This is a genomic window from Amycolatopsis sp. NPDC026612 (assembly GCF_040638285.1).
Classification (GTDB): Bacteria; Actinomycetota; Actinomycetes; order Mycobacteriales; family Pseudonocardiaceae; genus Amycolatopsis.
Genome location: NZ_JBEZYB010000069.1, coordinates 1 through 16,121 on the forward strand (window position 1 = coordinate 1; position 16,121 = coordinate 16,121).

The 16,121-nt window shown below is 70.9% G+C and carries 14 protein-coding genes; 5 read left to right on the top strand and 9 right to left on the bottom strand.

What is annotated here, in order from left to right; genetic code table 11:
- Window positions 1–130: 130 nt before the first annotated feature.
- The gene (locus AB0F15_RS36265) at window positions 131–1,495 is read right to left on the bottom strand and encodes a cation:dicarboxylase symporter family transporter (protein WP_360280692.1); all 1,365 of its coding nucleotides are present in this window, start codon (window positions 1,493–1,495) and stop codon (window positions 131–133) included.
- A 159-nt stretch (window positions 1,496–1,654) separates the two neighbouring features.
- Here AB0F15_RS36265 and AB0F15_RS36270 point away from each other — a divergent pair, with 159 nt between their 5' ends.
- Together AB0F15_RS36270 and AB0F15_RS36275 are read left to right on the top strand one after the other, a co-directional pair.
- Entirely contained in the window at window positions 1,655–3,229 is a 1,575-nt protein-coding gene (locus tag AB0F15_RS36270; RefSeq protein ID WP_360280695.1) for a sensor histidine kinase, read from the top strand.
- Window positions 3,226–3,894 (top strand): response regulator, encoded by a 669-nt coding sequence (locus tag AB0F15_RS36275; RefSeq protein ID WP_360280697.1) that lies wholly within the window; start codon window positions 3,226–3,228, stop codon window positions 3,892–3,894. The genes AB0F15_RS36270 and AB0F15_RS36275 overlap by 4 nt, the downstream gene beginning before the upstream one ends.
- Before the next feature lie 97 nt (window positions 3,895–3,991).
- On the opposite strand, the gene AB0F15_RS36280 is transcribed toward AB0F15_RS36275, so the two are convergent.
- From AB0F15_RS36280 to AB0F15_RS36315, 8 genes are read right to left on the bottom strand one after another with little or no spacing between them, the layout of a single operon-like run.
- Window positions 3,992–5,359, bottom strand: coding sequence for a beta-N-acetylhexosaminidase (locus AB0F15_RS36280; protein WP_360280700.1), 1,368 nt, complete (start codon window positions 5,357–5,359; stop codon window positions 3,992–3,994).
- 1 nt (window position 5,360) lies between these two features.
- Window positions 5,361–6,209 (bottom strand): carbohydrate ABC transporter permease, encoded by an 849-nt coding sequence (locus AB0F15_RS36285; protein WP_360280703.1) that lies wholly within the window; start codon window positions 6,207–6,209, stop codon window positions 5,361–5,363.
- The gene (locus AB0F15_RS36290; RefSeq protein WP_360280706.1) at window positions 6,200–7,144 is read right to left on the bottom strand and encodes a sugar ABC transporter permease; all 945 of its coding nucleotides are present in this window, start codon (window positions 7,142–7,144) and stop codon (window positions 6,200–6,202) included. The genes AB0F15_RS36285 and AB0F15_RS36290 overlap by 10 nt, the downstream gene beginning before the upstream one ends.
- Window positions 7,145–7,146: 2 nt before the next feature.
- On the bottom strand, window positions 7,147–8,421 hold the full coding sequence (locus AB0F15_RS36295; protein ID WP_360280709.1) for an extracellular solute-binding protein: 1,275 nt from the start codon (window positions 8,419–8,421) through the stop codon (window positions 7,147–7,149).
- 25 nt (window positions 8,422–8,446) lie between these two features.
- Complete coding sequence (locus AB0F15_RS36300; protein ID WP_360280712.1) at window positions 8,447–9,568, bottom strand: lactonase family protein; 1,122 nt, start codon at window positions 9,566–9,568, stop codon at window positions 8,447–8,449.
- A 46-nt stretch (window positions 9,569–9,614) separates the two neighbouring features.
- On the bottom strand, window positions 9,615–11,003 hold the full coding sequence (locus AB0F15_RS36305; RefSeq protein WP_360280715.1) for a gluconate:H+ symporter: 1,389 nt from the start codon (window positions 11,001–11,003) through the stop codon (window positions 9,615–9,617).
- The gene (locus tag AB0F15_RS36310) at window positions 11,000–12,595 is read right to left on the bottom strand and encodes a D-aminoacylase (protein ID WP_360280797.1); all 1,596 of its coding nucleotides are present in this window, start codon (window positions 12,593–12,595) and stop codon (window positions 11,000–11,002) included. The genes AB0F15_RS36305 and AB0F15_RS36310 overlap by 4 nt, the downstream gene beginning before the upstream one ends.
- The gene (locus AB0F15_RS36315; RefSeq protein WP_360280718.1) at window positions 12,595–13,893 is read right to left on the bottom strand and encodes an amino acid deaminase; all 1,299 of its coding nucleotides are present in this window, start codon (window positions 13,891–13,893) and stop codon (window positions 12,595–12,597) included. The genes AB0F15_RS36310 and AB0F15_RS36315 overlap by 1 nt, the downstream gene beginning before the upstream one ends.
- Before the next feature lie 115 nt (window positions 13,894–14,008).
- Between AB0F15_RS36315 and AB0F15_RS36320 the strand changes: the two genes are divergently transcribed.
- Genes AB0F15_RS36320 through AB0F15_RS36330 form a run of 3 tightly spaced genes read left to right on the top strand, consistent with a single transcriptional unit; the run spans window position 14,009 to window position 16,118 of the window.
- The gene (locus tag AB0F15_RS36320; RefSeq protein ID WP_360280721.1) at window positions 14,009–14,980 is read left to right on the top strand and encodes a sugar kinase; all 972 of its coding nucleotides are present in this window, start codon (window positions 14,009–14,011) and stop codon (window positions 14,978–14,980) included.
- Window positions 14,977–15,735 carry an IclR family transcriptional regulator gene (locus AB0F15_RS36325; protein WP_360280724.1) on the top strand — a complete coding sequence of 253 codons (759 nt, stop codon included), beginning with the start codon at window positions 14,977–14,979 and terminating at the stop codon, window positions 15,733–15,735. The genes AB0F15_RS36320 and AB0F15_RS36325 overlap by 4 nt, the downstream gene beginning before the upstream one ends.
- Window positions 15,735–16,118: a RidA family protein gene (locus tag AB0F15_RS36330; protein WP_360280727.1), complete on the top strand. Its 384-nt coding sequence runs from the start codon at window positions 15,735–15,737 to the stop codon at window positions 16,116–16,118. The genes AB0F15_RS36325 and AB0F15_RS36330 overlap by 1 nt, the downstream gene beginning before the upstream one ends.
- The last annotated feature ends 3 nt before the right edge of the window (window positions 16,119–16,121 follow it).

Sequence of the window (16,121 nt, forward strand, 5' to 3'; positions counted from 1 at the left end):
GCGGCACTTTCACTATGAAAGTGCCGCCTTCGGCGGAGTGGAACGGGCCGCGGTGCGAGGTCGGGGGTCTCACACCGCGGCCCGCGGTGGTTCGTGCTCAGCGGGGGCAGTGAGCACGAACGTCAAGGGGTCAAGCCGGGACCTTTTCGCTCTCCGGCTCGGTTTTCGCCTGTTCGTGCTCGTCTTCGTCGAGCATGGTGGCTTCGTCGAACGGCTCGTCACCGGCGAACACCCGTTCCGCCTGCGTGCGGTCGAACTCCTTCGTCCAGTTTCCGATGAGGACGGTCGCGACGGCGTTGCCGGCGAAGTTCGTCAGCGCGCGGGCCTCCGACATGAACCGGTCGATGCCGAGGATGAAGCCGACGCCGTTGACCAGGTCGGGCCGGTGCGACTGCAGGCCGCTGGCGAGCACCGCGATGCCCGAGCCGCTGACGCCGGCGGCGCCCTTCGAAGCGATGATCATGAACAGCAGCAGGACGATCTGCGAACCGATCGACAGCGGCGCGTCCTGGGCGGAGGCGATGAACAGCGTCGCCATGGTCAGGTAGATCGCGGTGCCGTCCAGGTTGAACGAGTACCCGGTCGGCACGGTGATGCCGACGACCGACTTGCCGACGCCCAGGTGCTCCATCTTCGCGATGAGCCGCGGCAGCGCCGACTCGGACGACGACGTCGACAGGATCAGCAGGAACTCGCGGCGCAGGTAGTTGAGCAGCTTCAGGATGCTCACCCGCGCGCCGAGCCACAGCACGGTGCCGAGGACGCCGAAGACGAACACCAGGCAGGTCAGGTAGAAGCCGATCATGATCACCGCGAGGCTCTTCAGCGCGTTGACCCCGGTCGCGCCGACCACCGCGGCGATGGCGCCGAAAGCGCCGATCGGGGCGGCCCACATGATCATCGCCAGGATCCGGAACACCAGCCGCTGGATGTGCTCGATACCGCGCAGGATCGGCGCGCCCTTCGGGCCCAGCTTCTGCAGCGCGAAGCCGACGAGCAGCGCGACCAGCAGCGTCTGCAGCACCTGGCCTTCGGTGAACGCCGAGACGAGGGTCTTCGGGATGATGCTCAACGCGAACTCGACCGGACCGGCGGCGCCGGTGGCCGACTTCTGGGCGGTCTTCACGTCGGCGGGGTTCAGGTGCAGGCCGGCGCCGGGGTGCAGCAGGTTGCCCACGACCAGGCCGATCGCCAGCGCGAACGTCGACATCGCGATGAAGTAGACGAGCGCCATCAGGCCGATCTTGCCGACCTTCGCCGCCTTGGCGACGGAGCCGACGCCGATCACGATGGTGCAGAAGATGATCGGCGAGATCATCATCTTGATGAGGTTGACGAAACCGTCGCCCAGCGGCTTCAAGCCCTTGGCGAAGCCGGGGAAGAGAAAGCCGACCGCGATTCCCAGGGCGACCGCGACGATCACGGCCAGGTAGAGGTAGCGGGTCTTGTCGCGGCGCGGTGTGGCGGTGGCCACTTCGGGGGTCGGTGTCGGCACCGTTGCCTCCAGCTCGGGGGTGTTCCAGGTTGCGGCACACTGTAGGCGCAGTTCGGTGACCCGGCTCACTTGTGTTCATTGTGTTCGCGTGACGATCGCACCGTCCCCTTCGGACACCCCGGGGAGCGCGTGTGCTGGTATGAGGAGGTGCCCCCGACGGTGCGGTCCCACTGGAGCCTGGCCCGCCAGCTGCTCGTGCTGCAGCTGGTGGTGCTGTGCGTGCTCGCCGGCGCCGGGATCACCTTCGCCTACCTGGACGCGCAGCGGGCGGTCGGCGAGAACGCCGTCGACCAGGTCCGCGCGGTCGCCGCGACGGTGGCCGACGCGCCCAGTGTCGTCGCCGCGGTGACCACGCCGAAGCCGAGCGAGACCCTGCAGCCGTTCGCGGAGCGCGTGAAGGCCGACACCCACGTCGACTTCATCACGATCATGAGCCCGGCCGGGATCCGCTACACGCACCCGACGCCGGCGCTGATCGGGCAGCACTACCTCGGAACCATCGACAAGGCCCAGCGCGGCGAGCCCCTCACCGAGACCTACACCGGTTCGCTCGGCCCGTCGGTCCGCACGGTCGTGCCGGTGTTCGACGCCCGCCACCGGGTCGTCGCGCTGGTCGCGGTCGGGATCACGGTCGTGGCGATCTCGGCCGAGCTGCGCGAACGGCTGTGGCCGCTGTTCGGCGTGGCCGGCGCGGTCCTGCTGGTCGGGGCGCTGGGCGGCTGGCTGATCAGCGCCCGGCTGCGGCGCCAGACCCGCGGCGTCGCGCCGGACGAGCTGAGCAACCTCTTCGAGTACCACGAGGCCGTGCTGCACTCGGTCCGCGAAGGCGTGCTGCTCGTCGGCCGGGACGGGCGGATCGGCCTCTGCAACGACGGCGCGCGCACCCTCCTCGGCCTCGACGCCGACCCGGTCGGCCGCGAACTGGCGGCACTGGGCCTGCCGGCCGGGCTGGCCGAGGCGTTCACGTCGGCGGAGAACCGGGCCGAGGAACTGCACCTGACGGACTCGCGCGTCCTGCTGGTCAGCACGACCGCCGTCCGCTCGGGCGGCCACGCGCAGGGCACCGTCGTCGTCCTGCGCGACCACACCGAACTGCAGACGCTGACCGGCGAGCTGACCACCGCCCGCGGCCTCGCGGAGGCGCTGCGGTCACAGGCGCACGAGGCGGCGAACCGGCTGCACACGGTCGTTTCCCTGGTGGAGATCGGCAAACCGGAGCAGGCCGTCGAGTTCGCCACCGCCGAGCTCGCGCTCGCCCAGGAGCTGACCGACCGGGTCGTCGGTGCCGTCGCCGAGCCGGTGCTCGCCGCGCTGCTCCTCGGCAAGGCCGCCGAGGCGAGCGAACGCGGCGTCGAACTGACGGTCACCCCCGACACGGTGATCGACGACGTTTCGCTCGGCATCGAGGCCCGCGACCTGGTGACCATCCTCGGCAACCTGATCGACAACGGCCTCGACGCGGCCGTGCGCGGCGGCGGCAAACCCTCGGTCGTCGTCACCGCCCGTTCCGGCGACGGCGAGCTGCTGCTGCGCGTCGCCGACACCGGGCCGGGCGTGCCCGAGGGCGCCGACGTGTTCCGCCGCGGCTGGTCGACGAAGGCGGAGGACGGTCACGGCCTCGGGCTGGCGCTCGTCGGGCAGGCGGTGCGCCGCTACGGCGGTACGGTCGAGGTCGGGCGGGACGGCGGCGCGGTGTTCACCGTGCGGCTGCCGCGGCAGGAGGCGGGCCGGTGATCCGGGTGCTGGTGGTGGAGGACGAGCCGGTGGCCGCCGAGGCGCACCGCGTCTACGTCGAGCGGCTCCCCGGCTTCGCCGTGGCCGGCGTGGTCCACTCCGGCGGCGAGGCGCTGCGGTTCTGCGAACGCGAGCCGGTCGACCTGGTGCTGCTGGACTTCTACCTGCCGGACACCCACGGCCTGGCGGTGTGCCGTTCGCTGCGCGCGGCCGCGCTGCCGATCGACGTCATCGCCGTCACGTCGGCGCGCGACCTCGGCCTGGTCAAGGCGGCGGTGTCGGTCGGCGTGGTGCAGTACCTGCTCAAGCCGTTCACGTTCGCGACGCTGCGCGAGAAGCTTGAACGCTACGCGGAGTTCCGCGACGCGTCGGGCGAGGTCACCGGCCAGGCCGAGATCGACCGGGCACTGGGCGCGCTGCGCACGACCGAGCAGCCCCCGCTGCCGAAGGGCATGAGCGTCCCGACCCTCGAGGCGATCACCGACGCGCTTTCCGGCGCGGCGGAAGGCCTTTCGGCAGGCGCGGCGGCGAGCGCGATCGGCGCGTCCCGCGTGACGGCGCGCAGGTACCTGGAGTACTTGGCGGACAACGGGATGGCGCACCGGGAGCCGCACTACGGCCAGGTGGGGCGGCCGGAGGTCTGGTACCGGCTCACTCGCGTATAACGACTTACAGCCGGGCGGGGAGGAGCTGGGCGACCTTGCGTACACCTCGGTCCGGTTGGGTCTGAGGTCGCTGTCCGCCAACCGAGCCTCGCCTTGATCAGCGCGGCCGGCCCGGCACCCCGGGCCGCGTCTGCCAGGGGTGGGGCCCGTCCAGCGGCCGGTATTCGACGCCGAGCGCGTCCAGCCGCGGCAGGTGGTGGTCGCGCAGCCGGGGCAGGAACTCCGCGTAGTCCCGGGGCCCGCTGCTCCACGCCACCTCCGCGAACGCCGACAGCCGCGGGAAGGCCATGTAGTCGACCCGCCGGGCGCTGTCCAGGTGCTCGGTCCACACCTGCGCCTGCACGCCGCGCAGCCGCGGGCCGGTCGACGCCGGCTCGTACGCGTACACGTCCTCCAGCGTGTGGACCTCGCCGACCGGGATCGGCTCGTCCGGGTCCGGAGACTGGCGGTGGTCGAGGTACACGTGCTGCTCGGGGCACAGCACCACGTCGTGCCCGGCCTCGGCCGCTCGCCGGCCGGCCTCCTCGTTCCGCCAGGCCGCGACGACCATCGGCGGGAGTCCGTCGATGTCGAGGACCTCGTCCCAGCCCATCGGGGTCCGGCCGCGGGCCACCAGGTGCTCGGCCAGCCGCCGGACGAACGCGCGGTGCTCGTCGGTCGCGCCCGGTGTCTCGTCGCCGCCCAGTGCGATCACCGGGGACGGGAAGATGTCCAGCAGGTGGTCGAACACCTGCCGGAAGAAGTCCAAAGTGGACTCAGCGGGCGACAGCAGTGAAGTGCTGATGCCCCAGCCGGTCCAGACTTCGTACGAAGACGCTGTCCCCAAGGAAGGGTAAGCCGCCAAAGCGGCCCGCGCGTGGCCGGGGATGTCGATCTCCGGCACCACCGTGATGGCCCGTGAAGCGGCGTAGGCGACGATCTCGCGCAGGTCGTCACCGGTGTAGAACCCGCCGTGCGGACGACCGTCCTGCGCGCCCCCGCTGCCCACCATCGACGACGGCCGCCAGCCACCCACCGACGTCAACCGGGGAAACGACGGGACCTCGAACCGCCAGCCCTGGTCGTCGGTGAGGTGCAGGTTCAGCACGTTCAGCTTGTGCGCGGCGAGGAGGTCGACGAACCGCAGCACCTCCGCCTTGGTCCGGAAGTGGCGGGCGACGTCCAGCAGGCACCCGCGCCAGCCGAACCGCGGGTGGTCCTCGACGACCCCGCACGGCAGCGGCGACGGCGCGAACCCGGCGACCCGGAACGCGGACGGTCCCGCGAGCTGCCGCACCGTCTCCCGGCCGTAGCACTCCCCGGCGGAATCGGCCGCGTGCAGAACCACACCGGCAGGGGAAATCTCCAGCCGGTACCCCTCCGGCGGCAGGGAAGCGGACCGGACGTCCACGGTGAACGGAAACGGGCACACGCCCGGCGCCGGTGTCACCGAAACCGGGCGGGGCAGCAAGGTGGCGAACGACATGTCAGCCCTTCACGGCGCCGGCCATGCCGGACACCAGCCGTCGTTGGACCAGGACGAAGAACACCAGCACCGGGATCGTCATCAGCGTCGAGGACGCCATCACCGCGCCCCAGTCGGTGTCCTCCGGCTTGAAGAACACCAGGATCGCCTGCGGCAGCGTCTGGTTCTCGGTCTTGGAGATGATGAACGTCTTGGCGAACAGGAAGTCGTTCCAGGCGTGGATGAACGCGAGCACGCTGACCGCGACCAGCCCGGGCGCCACCAGCGGAAAGAGGATCTGCCAGGTGAACCGCATCCGCGAGGCACCGTCGAGTTTCGCGGCTTCCTCGAGTTCCACCGGCACCGCCGCGACGAACCCGCGCAGCATCCAGATCGCGAACGGCAGGCTGAACGCCAGGTGCACCAGCACCAGCGAGCCCAGCTCGTTCAGGCCGAACGCCGGCACGACGCCGCCGAGCTGGCGCATCAGGAAGAACAGCGGGATGGTCAGCGCCTCCACCGGCACCATCTGCGCGACCAGCGTCATCACCAGCAGCACGGTCCGGCCCTTGAACGAGAACCGCGTCAGCGCGACCGCCGAGAGGAACGACAGCAGCAGGGACAACGCCACGACGACCAGCGCGACCAGCAGGCTGTTGAGGAAGAACCGCCCGAAACCCGACACCGTGAGGACGCGCGAGAAGCTGTCGAACGACGGGCTGAACGTCCACGGCTTCGGGTTCGCCGACTGGATTTCGCCCGGCGGCTTGACCGCCGACAGCAGCATCCAGTACAGCGGGAAGGCCACGACGACGGCGATCACGACGGTGACGATCTCGGCGACCAGCCGTCCAGGGTGCTTCACAGCCATGCCGCGCTCCGGCGCTGCGCCCGGACGTACAGCCCGGTGACCGACAGCAGCAACAGCGTCATGACGACTCCGATCGCCGAGCCGAGGCCGTACTCCTGCCCGGCGAAGGCCTGCTGGTAGGCGTAGACGTTGAGCACGAGGTTGCGCCCGGCCACGCCGCCGCCGTTGGTCATCACGTAGATCTGGGTGAACACCTTGAAGTCCCAGATGATCGACTGGACGGTCGCGATCATCAGCAGCGGCCGCACCATCGGCAGGACGATCGTCCACGTCGTGCGCCACGTCGACGCGCCGTCGAGCGACGCGGCTTCGAGCACTTCGTCCGGCACGCCCTTGATCCCGGCGTACATCGTGACCAGCACGAACGGGAACGAGCACCAGATCACCTCGGCGGCGACCAGCCCGAACGCGCCGAGCGTGCCGAAGGTCCACGAGTGGTGCTCGAACGGCAGGCCCAGTCCGGACAGCACCTCGTTGACCAGGCCGAAGTCGGTGTCGAAGAGGAACAGCCAGACGTAGGAACCGGCGATCGCCGGGGTCGACCAGGCGCCCAGCGCGGCCAGGAACAGCAGCATCCGGGGGAGCGAGCGCACCCGGCTCGCCAGCACCGCGAGTCCCGTGCCGACGACCAGGCTGCCCACGACGCAGGCCGCGGCGAACCCCACCGTCTTGCCGAGCACCGTCCAGAACTGCGCCTGGGACAGCAGATCGGCGTAGTTCGCGAAGCCGAGGAACACCAGCGGCGCGTTCCCCGCGGCCTGCGGCTGGCCGTAGTCGTAGAACGAGATCAGGACCAGCTGGTAGATCGGGTAGGCCAGCAGTGCGGCGAGCAGGATCCCCGCCGGGGCGAGGTAGAGCGCGGCGGCCCGGCCGTCCCCCTTCCGCCTCGGCCGCCGCGCGGGCGCCGTGACGGAAGGGGCTTCCTGGACCGTCACCACTAGCCGAAGGCCTTGTTCATCGCCGCGGCCGCGTCCGCCAGGGCCGCCGCCGGGTCCTTCCCGCCGGTCGCGATCTGCTGCACGGCCGTCGGCAGCACGTTCTGGCTGTCGATCTTCGACCACGCCGGCGTCGCCGGGACGAACTTCGTGCCCGCCTTGAGGGTGTCGACGAACGGCTTGAGGAACGGGTCGTTCGCGGCGAGCTTCTGCTGCACACTGCTCAGCGTGGGCAGGTTGCCCATCGCGGCGTACATCTTCTCCTGGTACTTCGCGCCGCCGAGCAGTTCGACGAACTGCAGCGCCAGGCTGCGGTGCTTGCTCGCCTTGAACACGCCCAGCAGGTTGCCGCCGGCGAACGCGGGCGCGATGCTGCCCGCGGTCGTGCCGGGGATCGGTACGACGGCGTACTTGCCCTGCACCGCGCCCCGCTCGACGGCCTTGCGGTTGAAGTCGCCGCCGATCGTCATGCCGGCCTTGCCACCGGCGAACGCCGTGACGCTCTGCGTGCCGGTCAGGTTGGCGCACTGGGCGGGTGGGCAGATGTCGTCCTTGAGCAGGTCCGCGTACTGCGTGACTCCGGCCTTGGCCTGGTCACCGGCGATCGTCGACGTCCACTTGCCGCCGTTGTCCCGCGCCAGCTCCCCGCCGTTGGCCCAGAGGAAGGGCAGCATCGCGTAGGTGTACTTGCCGCCGACGGCGATGCCGTAGAGGTCCGGCTTGGCGGCGCGGATCCGGCGGGCGTCCTCGGTCAGCTCGGCGAGCGTCGCGGGCGGCTTGAGGCCCAGCTCGGTGAAGACGTCGGTGCGGTAGTACAGCGCGCGGACGCCGGTGTACCAGGGCAGGCCGTAGGTCTGGCCGCCGGACTTGGCGGTGTCCAGCACGGTCGGGATGAGGTCCTTGCCCTCGGGCCACGCCGCGAGGTCGCCGGTCAGGTCGGCCAGCGCCCCGGTGGCCGCGTAGCTGGAGACGTCGGTGTTGCCGAATTCGGCGACGTCCGGGGCGTTGGCCGGGTCGTTGAAGGCGCCCGAGAACTTGTCCGCGCGGCCCTCGACGGGCACCCACTGGACGTCGACCTCGACGCCTTGGTGAGCTGCCTTGAACTCGGTGATCGCGTCCTTGACCGCGGCCTCCTTCGGGGCGCGGTTGGCTTCGTCGAACAGCCAGACGCGGACGGTGCCGGTCTGGTCGTCCGCGCCGCTGCCCGCGGGCGTGGACTGGGTGGGCGCGCAGCCGGCCAGCAGGGCCAGCCCGGCGACCAACGGCAGCAGTCTCATGGGGTGCCTCCAGAGGGAGCTGAACTCAGGCGAAGTAGACGGAGTTGACGCTGCCGACGGCCAGTTGGCCGGCGACGGCGCCGGGCAGGCCGGTGGCCGGGTCGCGCGGCAGCCAGGTGACGGTGCCGGAGCGCTGGTTCGAGACGTAGAACCAGTTCTCACCCGGGTCGAGGGTCACGTGCCGCGGCCAGTTTCCGCCGGTGGGCACGGTGGACACCAGCTTCAGCGTGGCGCCGGAAACGGCGAACGTGGCCAGCGTGTTGGGCCCGCGGACGGTGGCGTAGGCGAACTTCCCGTCCCTCGACAGGATGATTTCGCCCGGGTACAGCTCGCCGGTGCTGCCGGCGGGCACGGCCGGGACGACGGAGAGCGCTTTAAGTTTCCCCGCCGCCGCGTCCCAGCTCGCGACCGTCACCTCGGCCCGCAGTTCCTGCAGGATGTAGGCGAACTTCCCGGTGCGGTCGAACGCGAGGTGCCGCGGCCCGGCGCCGGACGGCAGCTTCAGCTGCTGGTGCAGCGAAAGCTTCCCGGCGGTGAAGCCGTAGACGTACACCGAGTCGGCGCCCAGGTCGATCGCCAGGACCCAGCGGCCGGTCGGGTCGTTGACGACCTGGTGGGCGTGCGCGTCCCGCTCGGCGCCGTGGTGGGTGACCAGGTCGGTGGCCGCGCCGAGCTTGCCACCGGCCAGGATCGGCAGCACGACGACGCTGCCCGAGCTGTAGTTCGCGGCCAGCACGTACTTCTGGCTCGAGTGCACGCTCAGGTGCGTCGGCGCGCCGCCCTTCGACGAGACCCTGTTGAGCAGCTTCGGTTTCCCCGGGTCGGCGAGGCTCAGCGCCGAGACGTACCCGGCCGGGTCGCCTTCGTTGGTGACGTACAGCGTCTTGCCGTCGGCGCTGCGGTCGAACCACGACGTGTCGGTGATCCCCGGGATGGTCCGGAGCGGGGACAGTGCCGCGCCCGAACGGGTGGCGACGTCGAGGCCGTGCCCGGTCGCCCCGGTGGTGTAGCTGCCGATGTACGCGGTGGTTCCGGCGAAGCACCCCTTCTCCGTGGTGGCCGCGCCGGCGGCCTGCGCGCCGAGCACGGTGGCAGCGCCCGCGGCTCCGGCGGCGCCGAGGAACGTACGACGGGAAAGTCCGGTCATCGTCTTGTCTCCCAACGGGTTTCGGCGGTGACAGCTCCAGTATGGTTTAGACCACGGCCATGAGCAATGCCGCAACCCCGAATCCCGACAGGGAAAGCACGGTTTCCAGCGCGGTCCAGGACTTCAGCGTCTGCGGCACGGTGAGGTTGAAGTACCGCTGGACGATCCAGAACCCGCCGTCGTTGACGTGCGAGGCGATGATCGAGCCGGCGGAGATCGCCATCACCAGCAGGGCCAGCTGGATCTGCGAATACCCGAGCTGGGCCACGGTGGGGGCGATGATCCCGCTCGTGGTCACGATGGCGACGGTCGCCGAACCCTGCGCGATCCGCATGCCGCAGCTGATCACGTACGCCGCGAGCAGCACCGGGAGCCCGGCGTCGTGCAGCGAGTCGGCCACGGCCTTGCCGATCCCGGTCGCCGAGAGCACCGCGCCGAAGAACGCGCCCGCGCCGACGACCAGCAGGATCATCGCCACCGGCCGCAGCGACTTCGCGGCCAGCTCGTTGAGGTCCTTGCCGGTGAACCCGCGCCGCAGACCCAGCAGCCAGGACGCGAGCAGGACGGCGACGGTCAGCGCGACGGCCGGGGTGCCGATGAACGCGGCGACACCGGCGAGCGCGGAGCCCTTCGGCAGCCAGATGCTGCCGAACGTGCCGGCCAGGATCAGCACCAGCGGCACCGCGATGATGGCGGCGACCAGCCCCAGTGACGGCGGGTTCTCCTCGCGCTCGCCCTCCTCCTCGGCGAAGACCATGTCCTCGGGCACGTCGACCACGATCCGCTTGCCGATCCACGTCGAGTACAGCACGCCGCCGATGAGGAACGCGGGAATGCCGCAGGCCAGGCCCATCAGGATGATCCAGCCGAGTTCGACGTGCAGCAGCCCGGCCGCGGCCACCGGACCCGGGTGCGGCGGCAGGAAGGCGTGCGTGATCGAGAGGCCGGCCAGCAGTGGCATCGCGTACAGCACCAGCGACTTGCCGCCCTGCTTCGCGGCGACGTAGACGAGCGGGGCCAGCACGAAGATGCCGATGTCGAAGAACACCGGGATGCCGAAGACGAACCCGGCGACGCCCATCGCCAGCGGCGCCCGCTTCTCCCCGAACGACCGCAGCAGCGCCCCGGTGAGCACCTTCGCGCCGCCCGAGCGTTCCAGGATCGACCCGAGGATCGTGCCCAGCCCGATGATCGCCGTGATGTGCCCGAGGATGCTGCCGAACCCCTTTTCCAGCAGGGAGTCCGACGCCTTCTGGGCCGAGCCGACGATGGTGCCGACCGGCAGGCCCGCGGCCAGGGCCGTCAGCAGGCCGACCACGATCAGGGCGATGAACGGTTCCAGCTTCAGCTTGATGATCAGCACCAGCAGGACGGCGATCGAGATGGCGGCGAGCGTGAGCAGGCCACCTGTGGTGTGTTGCAGCCAGTGGATCATCGGGTTCTCCCGGGATTGCGCAGGGACGCACCGGCGAGGGCGCCGGTGGGACGACCGTCGTCGAGGGCGGCGACGCCGTTGACGAACACGTGGGTGAGGCCCGTGGCGGGTTGCCGCGGGTCCTCGAAGGTGGCGGTGTCGGTGATCGTTTCGGGGTCGAAGAGCACCAGGTCCGCGGCGTAGCCGGCGCGGACCAGCCCGCGGTCGGTCAGCCGCAGGCGCCGCGCGGCCCGCCCGGTCAGGTGGGCGACGCACTCGGCGAGGTCCAGCACGTCCAGTTCGCGGACGTACCGGGCGAGGTAGCGCGGGAACGTGCCCCAGGCGCGCGGGTGCGGCCGGGCGCCGACGAGCAGGCCGTCGCTGCCGCCGGTGTGCGTCCGGTGCCGCATGATCGCCTGGACGTTCTCCTCGTGCCCGACGTGCATCAGGCACGACGTGCCGAGCCGTTCGTCGAGCAGGGTGTCGAAGTAGAGCTTCGCCGGTTCCGTAGCTTGTTCGAGCGCCGACGCGGCGACGCTGCGCCCGACGAGGTGGGCGTTGCGGTCGTGCCGGACGCCGTTGATTTCGATGGCGTGCCAGTCGATCGGCACGCCGTGCGCACCGTCCGAACCGGACTCCTCGATCGCGGCGCGGATCCGCTCCCGTTCGTCCACATCGGACAGTCGGGCGAGGGTGGCGTCGAGGCCGCCTTCGGTGGCCCAGCTCGGCAGCAGCGCCGAGAGGTACGTCGCGCCCGGCAGGTACGGGTAGGTGTCGAGGGAGACGTCGCAGCCGTCGTCGAGCGCGTCGTCCAGCAGCTTCAGCAGGTCGGGGGCCTTGCCCTTGTTGACCGAGAAGTTCATCGTCGCGTGCGCCAGGTGCAGGGGACAGCCGGACCGTCGCGAGACGTCGATCATCTCGGCGAACGCCTCCAGCGCGCCCTGGCCGTAGCTGCGGTGGTGCGGGCTGTAGAACCCACCCAGCTCGCCGACCACCCGGCACAGCTCGACCAGCTCGTCGGTCTCCGCGTACATCCCGGGCGTGTAGGTGAGGCCGGACGACATCCCCATCGCGCCTTCGGCCAGGCCGGTCGCGACCAGTTCCTTCATCCGGTCCAGCTCGGCGTCCGTGGCGGGCCGGTTGTCCCAGCCGACAGCGAGCATCCGGACCGTGCCCTGCGGCACCAGGTAGGCGGCGTTGACGGCGATGCCCCGGTCGAGCCGGTCGAGGTACTCGCCGACCGAACGCCAGTTCCAGTCGAACCCCGGTGGGTCGTCGTTCCAGCCCGCGAGCTGCTGCCGCAGGGCTTCGAGCACCACGTCGTCGACGGGCGCGTACGACAGCCCGTCCTGGCCGAGCACCTCGGTCGTCACGCCCTGGGTGATCTTCGCCGGGTGGTCCGGATTGGCCAGCAGCTGCAGGTCGGAGTGCGAGTGCATGTCGATGAACCCGGGCGCGAGCACCAGGCCGTCGGCGTCGATGTGCCGCCGCCCGGCGAGCGAGCCCGCTTCGGCGACGCTCGCGATCTTCGCGCCGGTGATCCCGACGTCGTGCCGCGTGATCGGGTCACCGGTGCCGTCGGCGACCAGGGCGCCCCGCAGGACGACGTCCATCAGAACCACGTCCGGACGTAATCGACGACGGTTTCGCCGTCGGCCGCGGTCACCGGCAGCAGCGGCCACTTGTCGAACACCGTGCACGGGTGGGACAGGCCGAGCCCGATCCAGTCGCCGACCTCGACCGGGGAGCCCGGCGGCAGCGCGAGGAACGCGTGCTGGTCGTTCAGCTTCGTGACGACGTGGCCTTCGAGTGGCTCGGCGGGCCCGCCCGGCGTCCGGCGCAGCTGCGGCTCGGGCATGCCTTCGTCGAACGACGCGTCGCGCTTGCCGATGGTGAGCAGGGCGAGCTCGGCCGACGGCTTCGACGTCACCTGCGCCCACGCCCGGAGCGCGGGGCGGAAGGAGTCGACGCCGTCGATGCGCGGGTGGTCGCCCAGCGGCGAGATCTCGCGGTAGAAGCCGTCGTCGTGGGTGACGTAGGCGCCGCTGCGCAGCACCGGCAGCACGTCGAGACCGTCCGGCCACGGCTTCGTGAGTTCGTTCGCGACCTGGTCGAAGTAGGCGCTGCCGCCGGCGGTGACGACGATCTGCCCGTCGAGGAGTCCCTTGCCCGCGAAGGAGATCGCGAGGTCGCGCAGGCCGTCCACATAGGAGCTGATCTTGGCGAGGGCGGCTTCGTCGGTGCCGTGGGACAGCGCGCCTTCGTACCCGCCGGTGCCGCGCAGCCGCAGCACCGGGCTCGCCTGGACCGCCTCGGCGATCGCCAGTGCGGTCGCCGGATCGCGGACGCCGGTGCGGCCGCCGTCGGCGCCCAGCTCGACCAGGACGTCCACCGGGCGCTGGGCGTCTTCGAGGGCCGCGGTCATCAGCTCGACCCCGCGGACCGAGTCGACCCAGCAGAAGAACTCGAAGCCCGGGTCGGCCGCCAGTTCGGCAGCCAGCCAGCGCAGGCCCGCCGGGTCGAGGAACTGGTTGGCCAGCAGGATCCGGGACACCCCGAACGCGCGGTAGATCCGCAGGTGACCGGCGTTCGCGCAGGTCACGCCCCAGGCACCGTGCTCGATCTGGCGCGCGAACAGCTGGGGCGCCATGGTCGTCTTGCCGTGCGGGGCGAGCACCACACCCCGTGCGGCGCACCAGGCGGCCATCGTCCGCAGGTTGTGTTCGAGCGCTTCCTCGTCGAGGACGACGAAGGGGGCGAAGAACCCGTCGGTGAACAGGTTGAGCCGGCGGTCCGCGGCTTCGGCGAGGGTGAGCCCGGTCAGGGCGGGTGCGGCCGAGCGGAAGCGCCAGTCGATCCGCTCTCGGCGGAGGGCGTCGAGCGCGGCAGGGTCGATCAGGCAAGGGTTCATCGGCGGCGACCTCGGTTGCGTATGTTGCAACGACTGTTGCGCATTTTGAGTGTCATAGGTGTAGCATCCGGGTCGCCACAGGTCAACGGGGTGAAGGGCAGGGAGACGGAAAGTGATGAGCGGGCCCGAGGTGTTGTGCGTGGGCGAGTCGATGGCGCTGTTCGTGCCCGCCGAACCCGGCCCGCCGGACGAAGTGAAGCGGTGGCTGCGCACCATCGGCGGCGCCGAATCGAACGTGGCCTGCAACCTGCCCGCGCTGGGGGTGCGCAGCGGCTGGGTGAGCGCGGTCGGTGACGACCCGTTCGGCCGGGCGATGCTGCGCGAAATCACCGCGGCCGGCGTCGACGTCAGCGCGTGTTACGTCGATCCGGTGCGCCCGACCGGGCTCTACATCAAGGAAAGCGGCGCGGGCGGCAGTCCCGTGCGCTACTACCGGACGGGCTCGGCGGCGTCCGGGATGGGCCCGTCGCTGCTCGATCGGCTGGACCTCGGCGGCGTCCGCGTGCTGCACCTGTCGGGGATCACGCCCGCGCTGTCGGACAGCTGCCTCGCGCTGGTGCGCGCGCTGCTGGAGATGCCCCGCGGCGACCGGCTGATCTCCTTCGACGTCAACCTGCGGCCCGCGCTCTGGGCCGGCCGGGACCCCGGTCTGCTCGCCCACCTGGCCGGTCAGGCCGACATCGTCCTGACCGGCGACGACGAAGCCCAGCAGGTGTGGGGGACAGGTGACCCGGCGGCGCTGCGGGCGCTGCTGCCGGGGCCGCGCACCCTCGTCGTCAAGCACGGCGAGCGCGGCGCGACGCTGGTCGAGGGTGAACCGCTGTTCGCGCCCGCGCTGAGGGTCGACGTCGTCGAGCCGGTCGGCGCCGGCGACGCGTTCGCCGCCGGATTCCTCGCCGCGACGCTGCGCGGCGCCGCGCCACTGGAACGGCTGCGGCAGGGGCACCTGCAGGCCGCCGCCACCCTGCTCACCTCGGACGACGTCGGGGTGCCGCTGCCGCGCGGGGTCGTGGATACCCTGCTGCACGCGGACCCGGACGAGTGGCGTTCGGCGCGGCTGACCGGAGAGGGCGTGGTGCTCACATGAGCCAGAGCTTGGACCGCGCGCTGACGTTGCTGAGCTCGATCGCGAAGGACGCCCGCACCCTCGACGACCTCGCCGACGAGATCGGCGTGCACAAGTCGACGGTGCTGCGGCTGCTGCGCACCCTCGAGCAGCACCACTTCGTCCGCCGGGAAGGCGTCCGCCACTACCGCCTGGGCAGCGCGATGTTCGACCTCGCCAACCAGGCGCTCGACTCGATCGACGTCCGGCGCAGCGCCCAGCCCGCGCTGGCCGCGCTCAACGCGAGCACCGGGCACACCGTGCACCTGGCCAGCTACGACGACGGCGAGGTCGTCTACATCGACAAGTACGAAGGCCGGCACTCGGTGCGGATGTACTCGCGCATCGGCAAGCGCGCGCCACTGCACTGCACGGCGGTGGGGAAGGTGCTGGTCGCGGCCATGCCGTCGGCGCGGCGCGAGGAGATCGCGCGGTCCATCGAGTACCCGGTGCTGACCCCGAACACCATCACGACGCCGGAGGCGTACCTCGCCGAGCTGGAACGGGTGGCTCAGGCCGGATACGCCGTGGACAACGCCGAGCACGAGGACTTCATCCACTGCGTCGCGGCGCCGGTGCGCGGCGCGGACGGCGAGGTGCTGGCCGCCGCGTCGATGTCGGTGCCGAAGGTGCTGCTCGACTACGAAGGCCTGCTGGCGCTGGTGCCCGAACTGCGGGCCGCCACGAAGGAAGCTTCCGTCCACAGTGGATGGACGGAGAACGGAAAGGGGCACTGATGAGCAAGACGGCAGTTTCCACCGAGAACGCGCCGAAGCCGCCGGCGAAGTTCTCGCAGGCCGTCCGCAAGGGGAACCTGCTGCAGGTCGCCGGCCAGGTCGCGTTCGACCCGGCCACGAACGAGATCGTCGGCGACGACGTCGTGGGCCAGACCCGGCAGACGTTCAAGAACATCGAGGCCGTGCTGGCGGAGGCGGGCTCGAGCCTCGCCGACGCGATCATGGTCCGGGTGTACCTGACCGACACCGCGCACTTCGCGCCGTTCAACGAGGTGTACAACGAACTGATCGGCGACGCCCCGCACGCCGCGCGCACGACGGTGTACGTCGGCCTCCCGGGTGCGCTGCTCGTCGAGATCGACGTGCTCTGCGTCCTGGACTGAGGT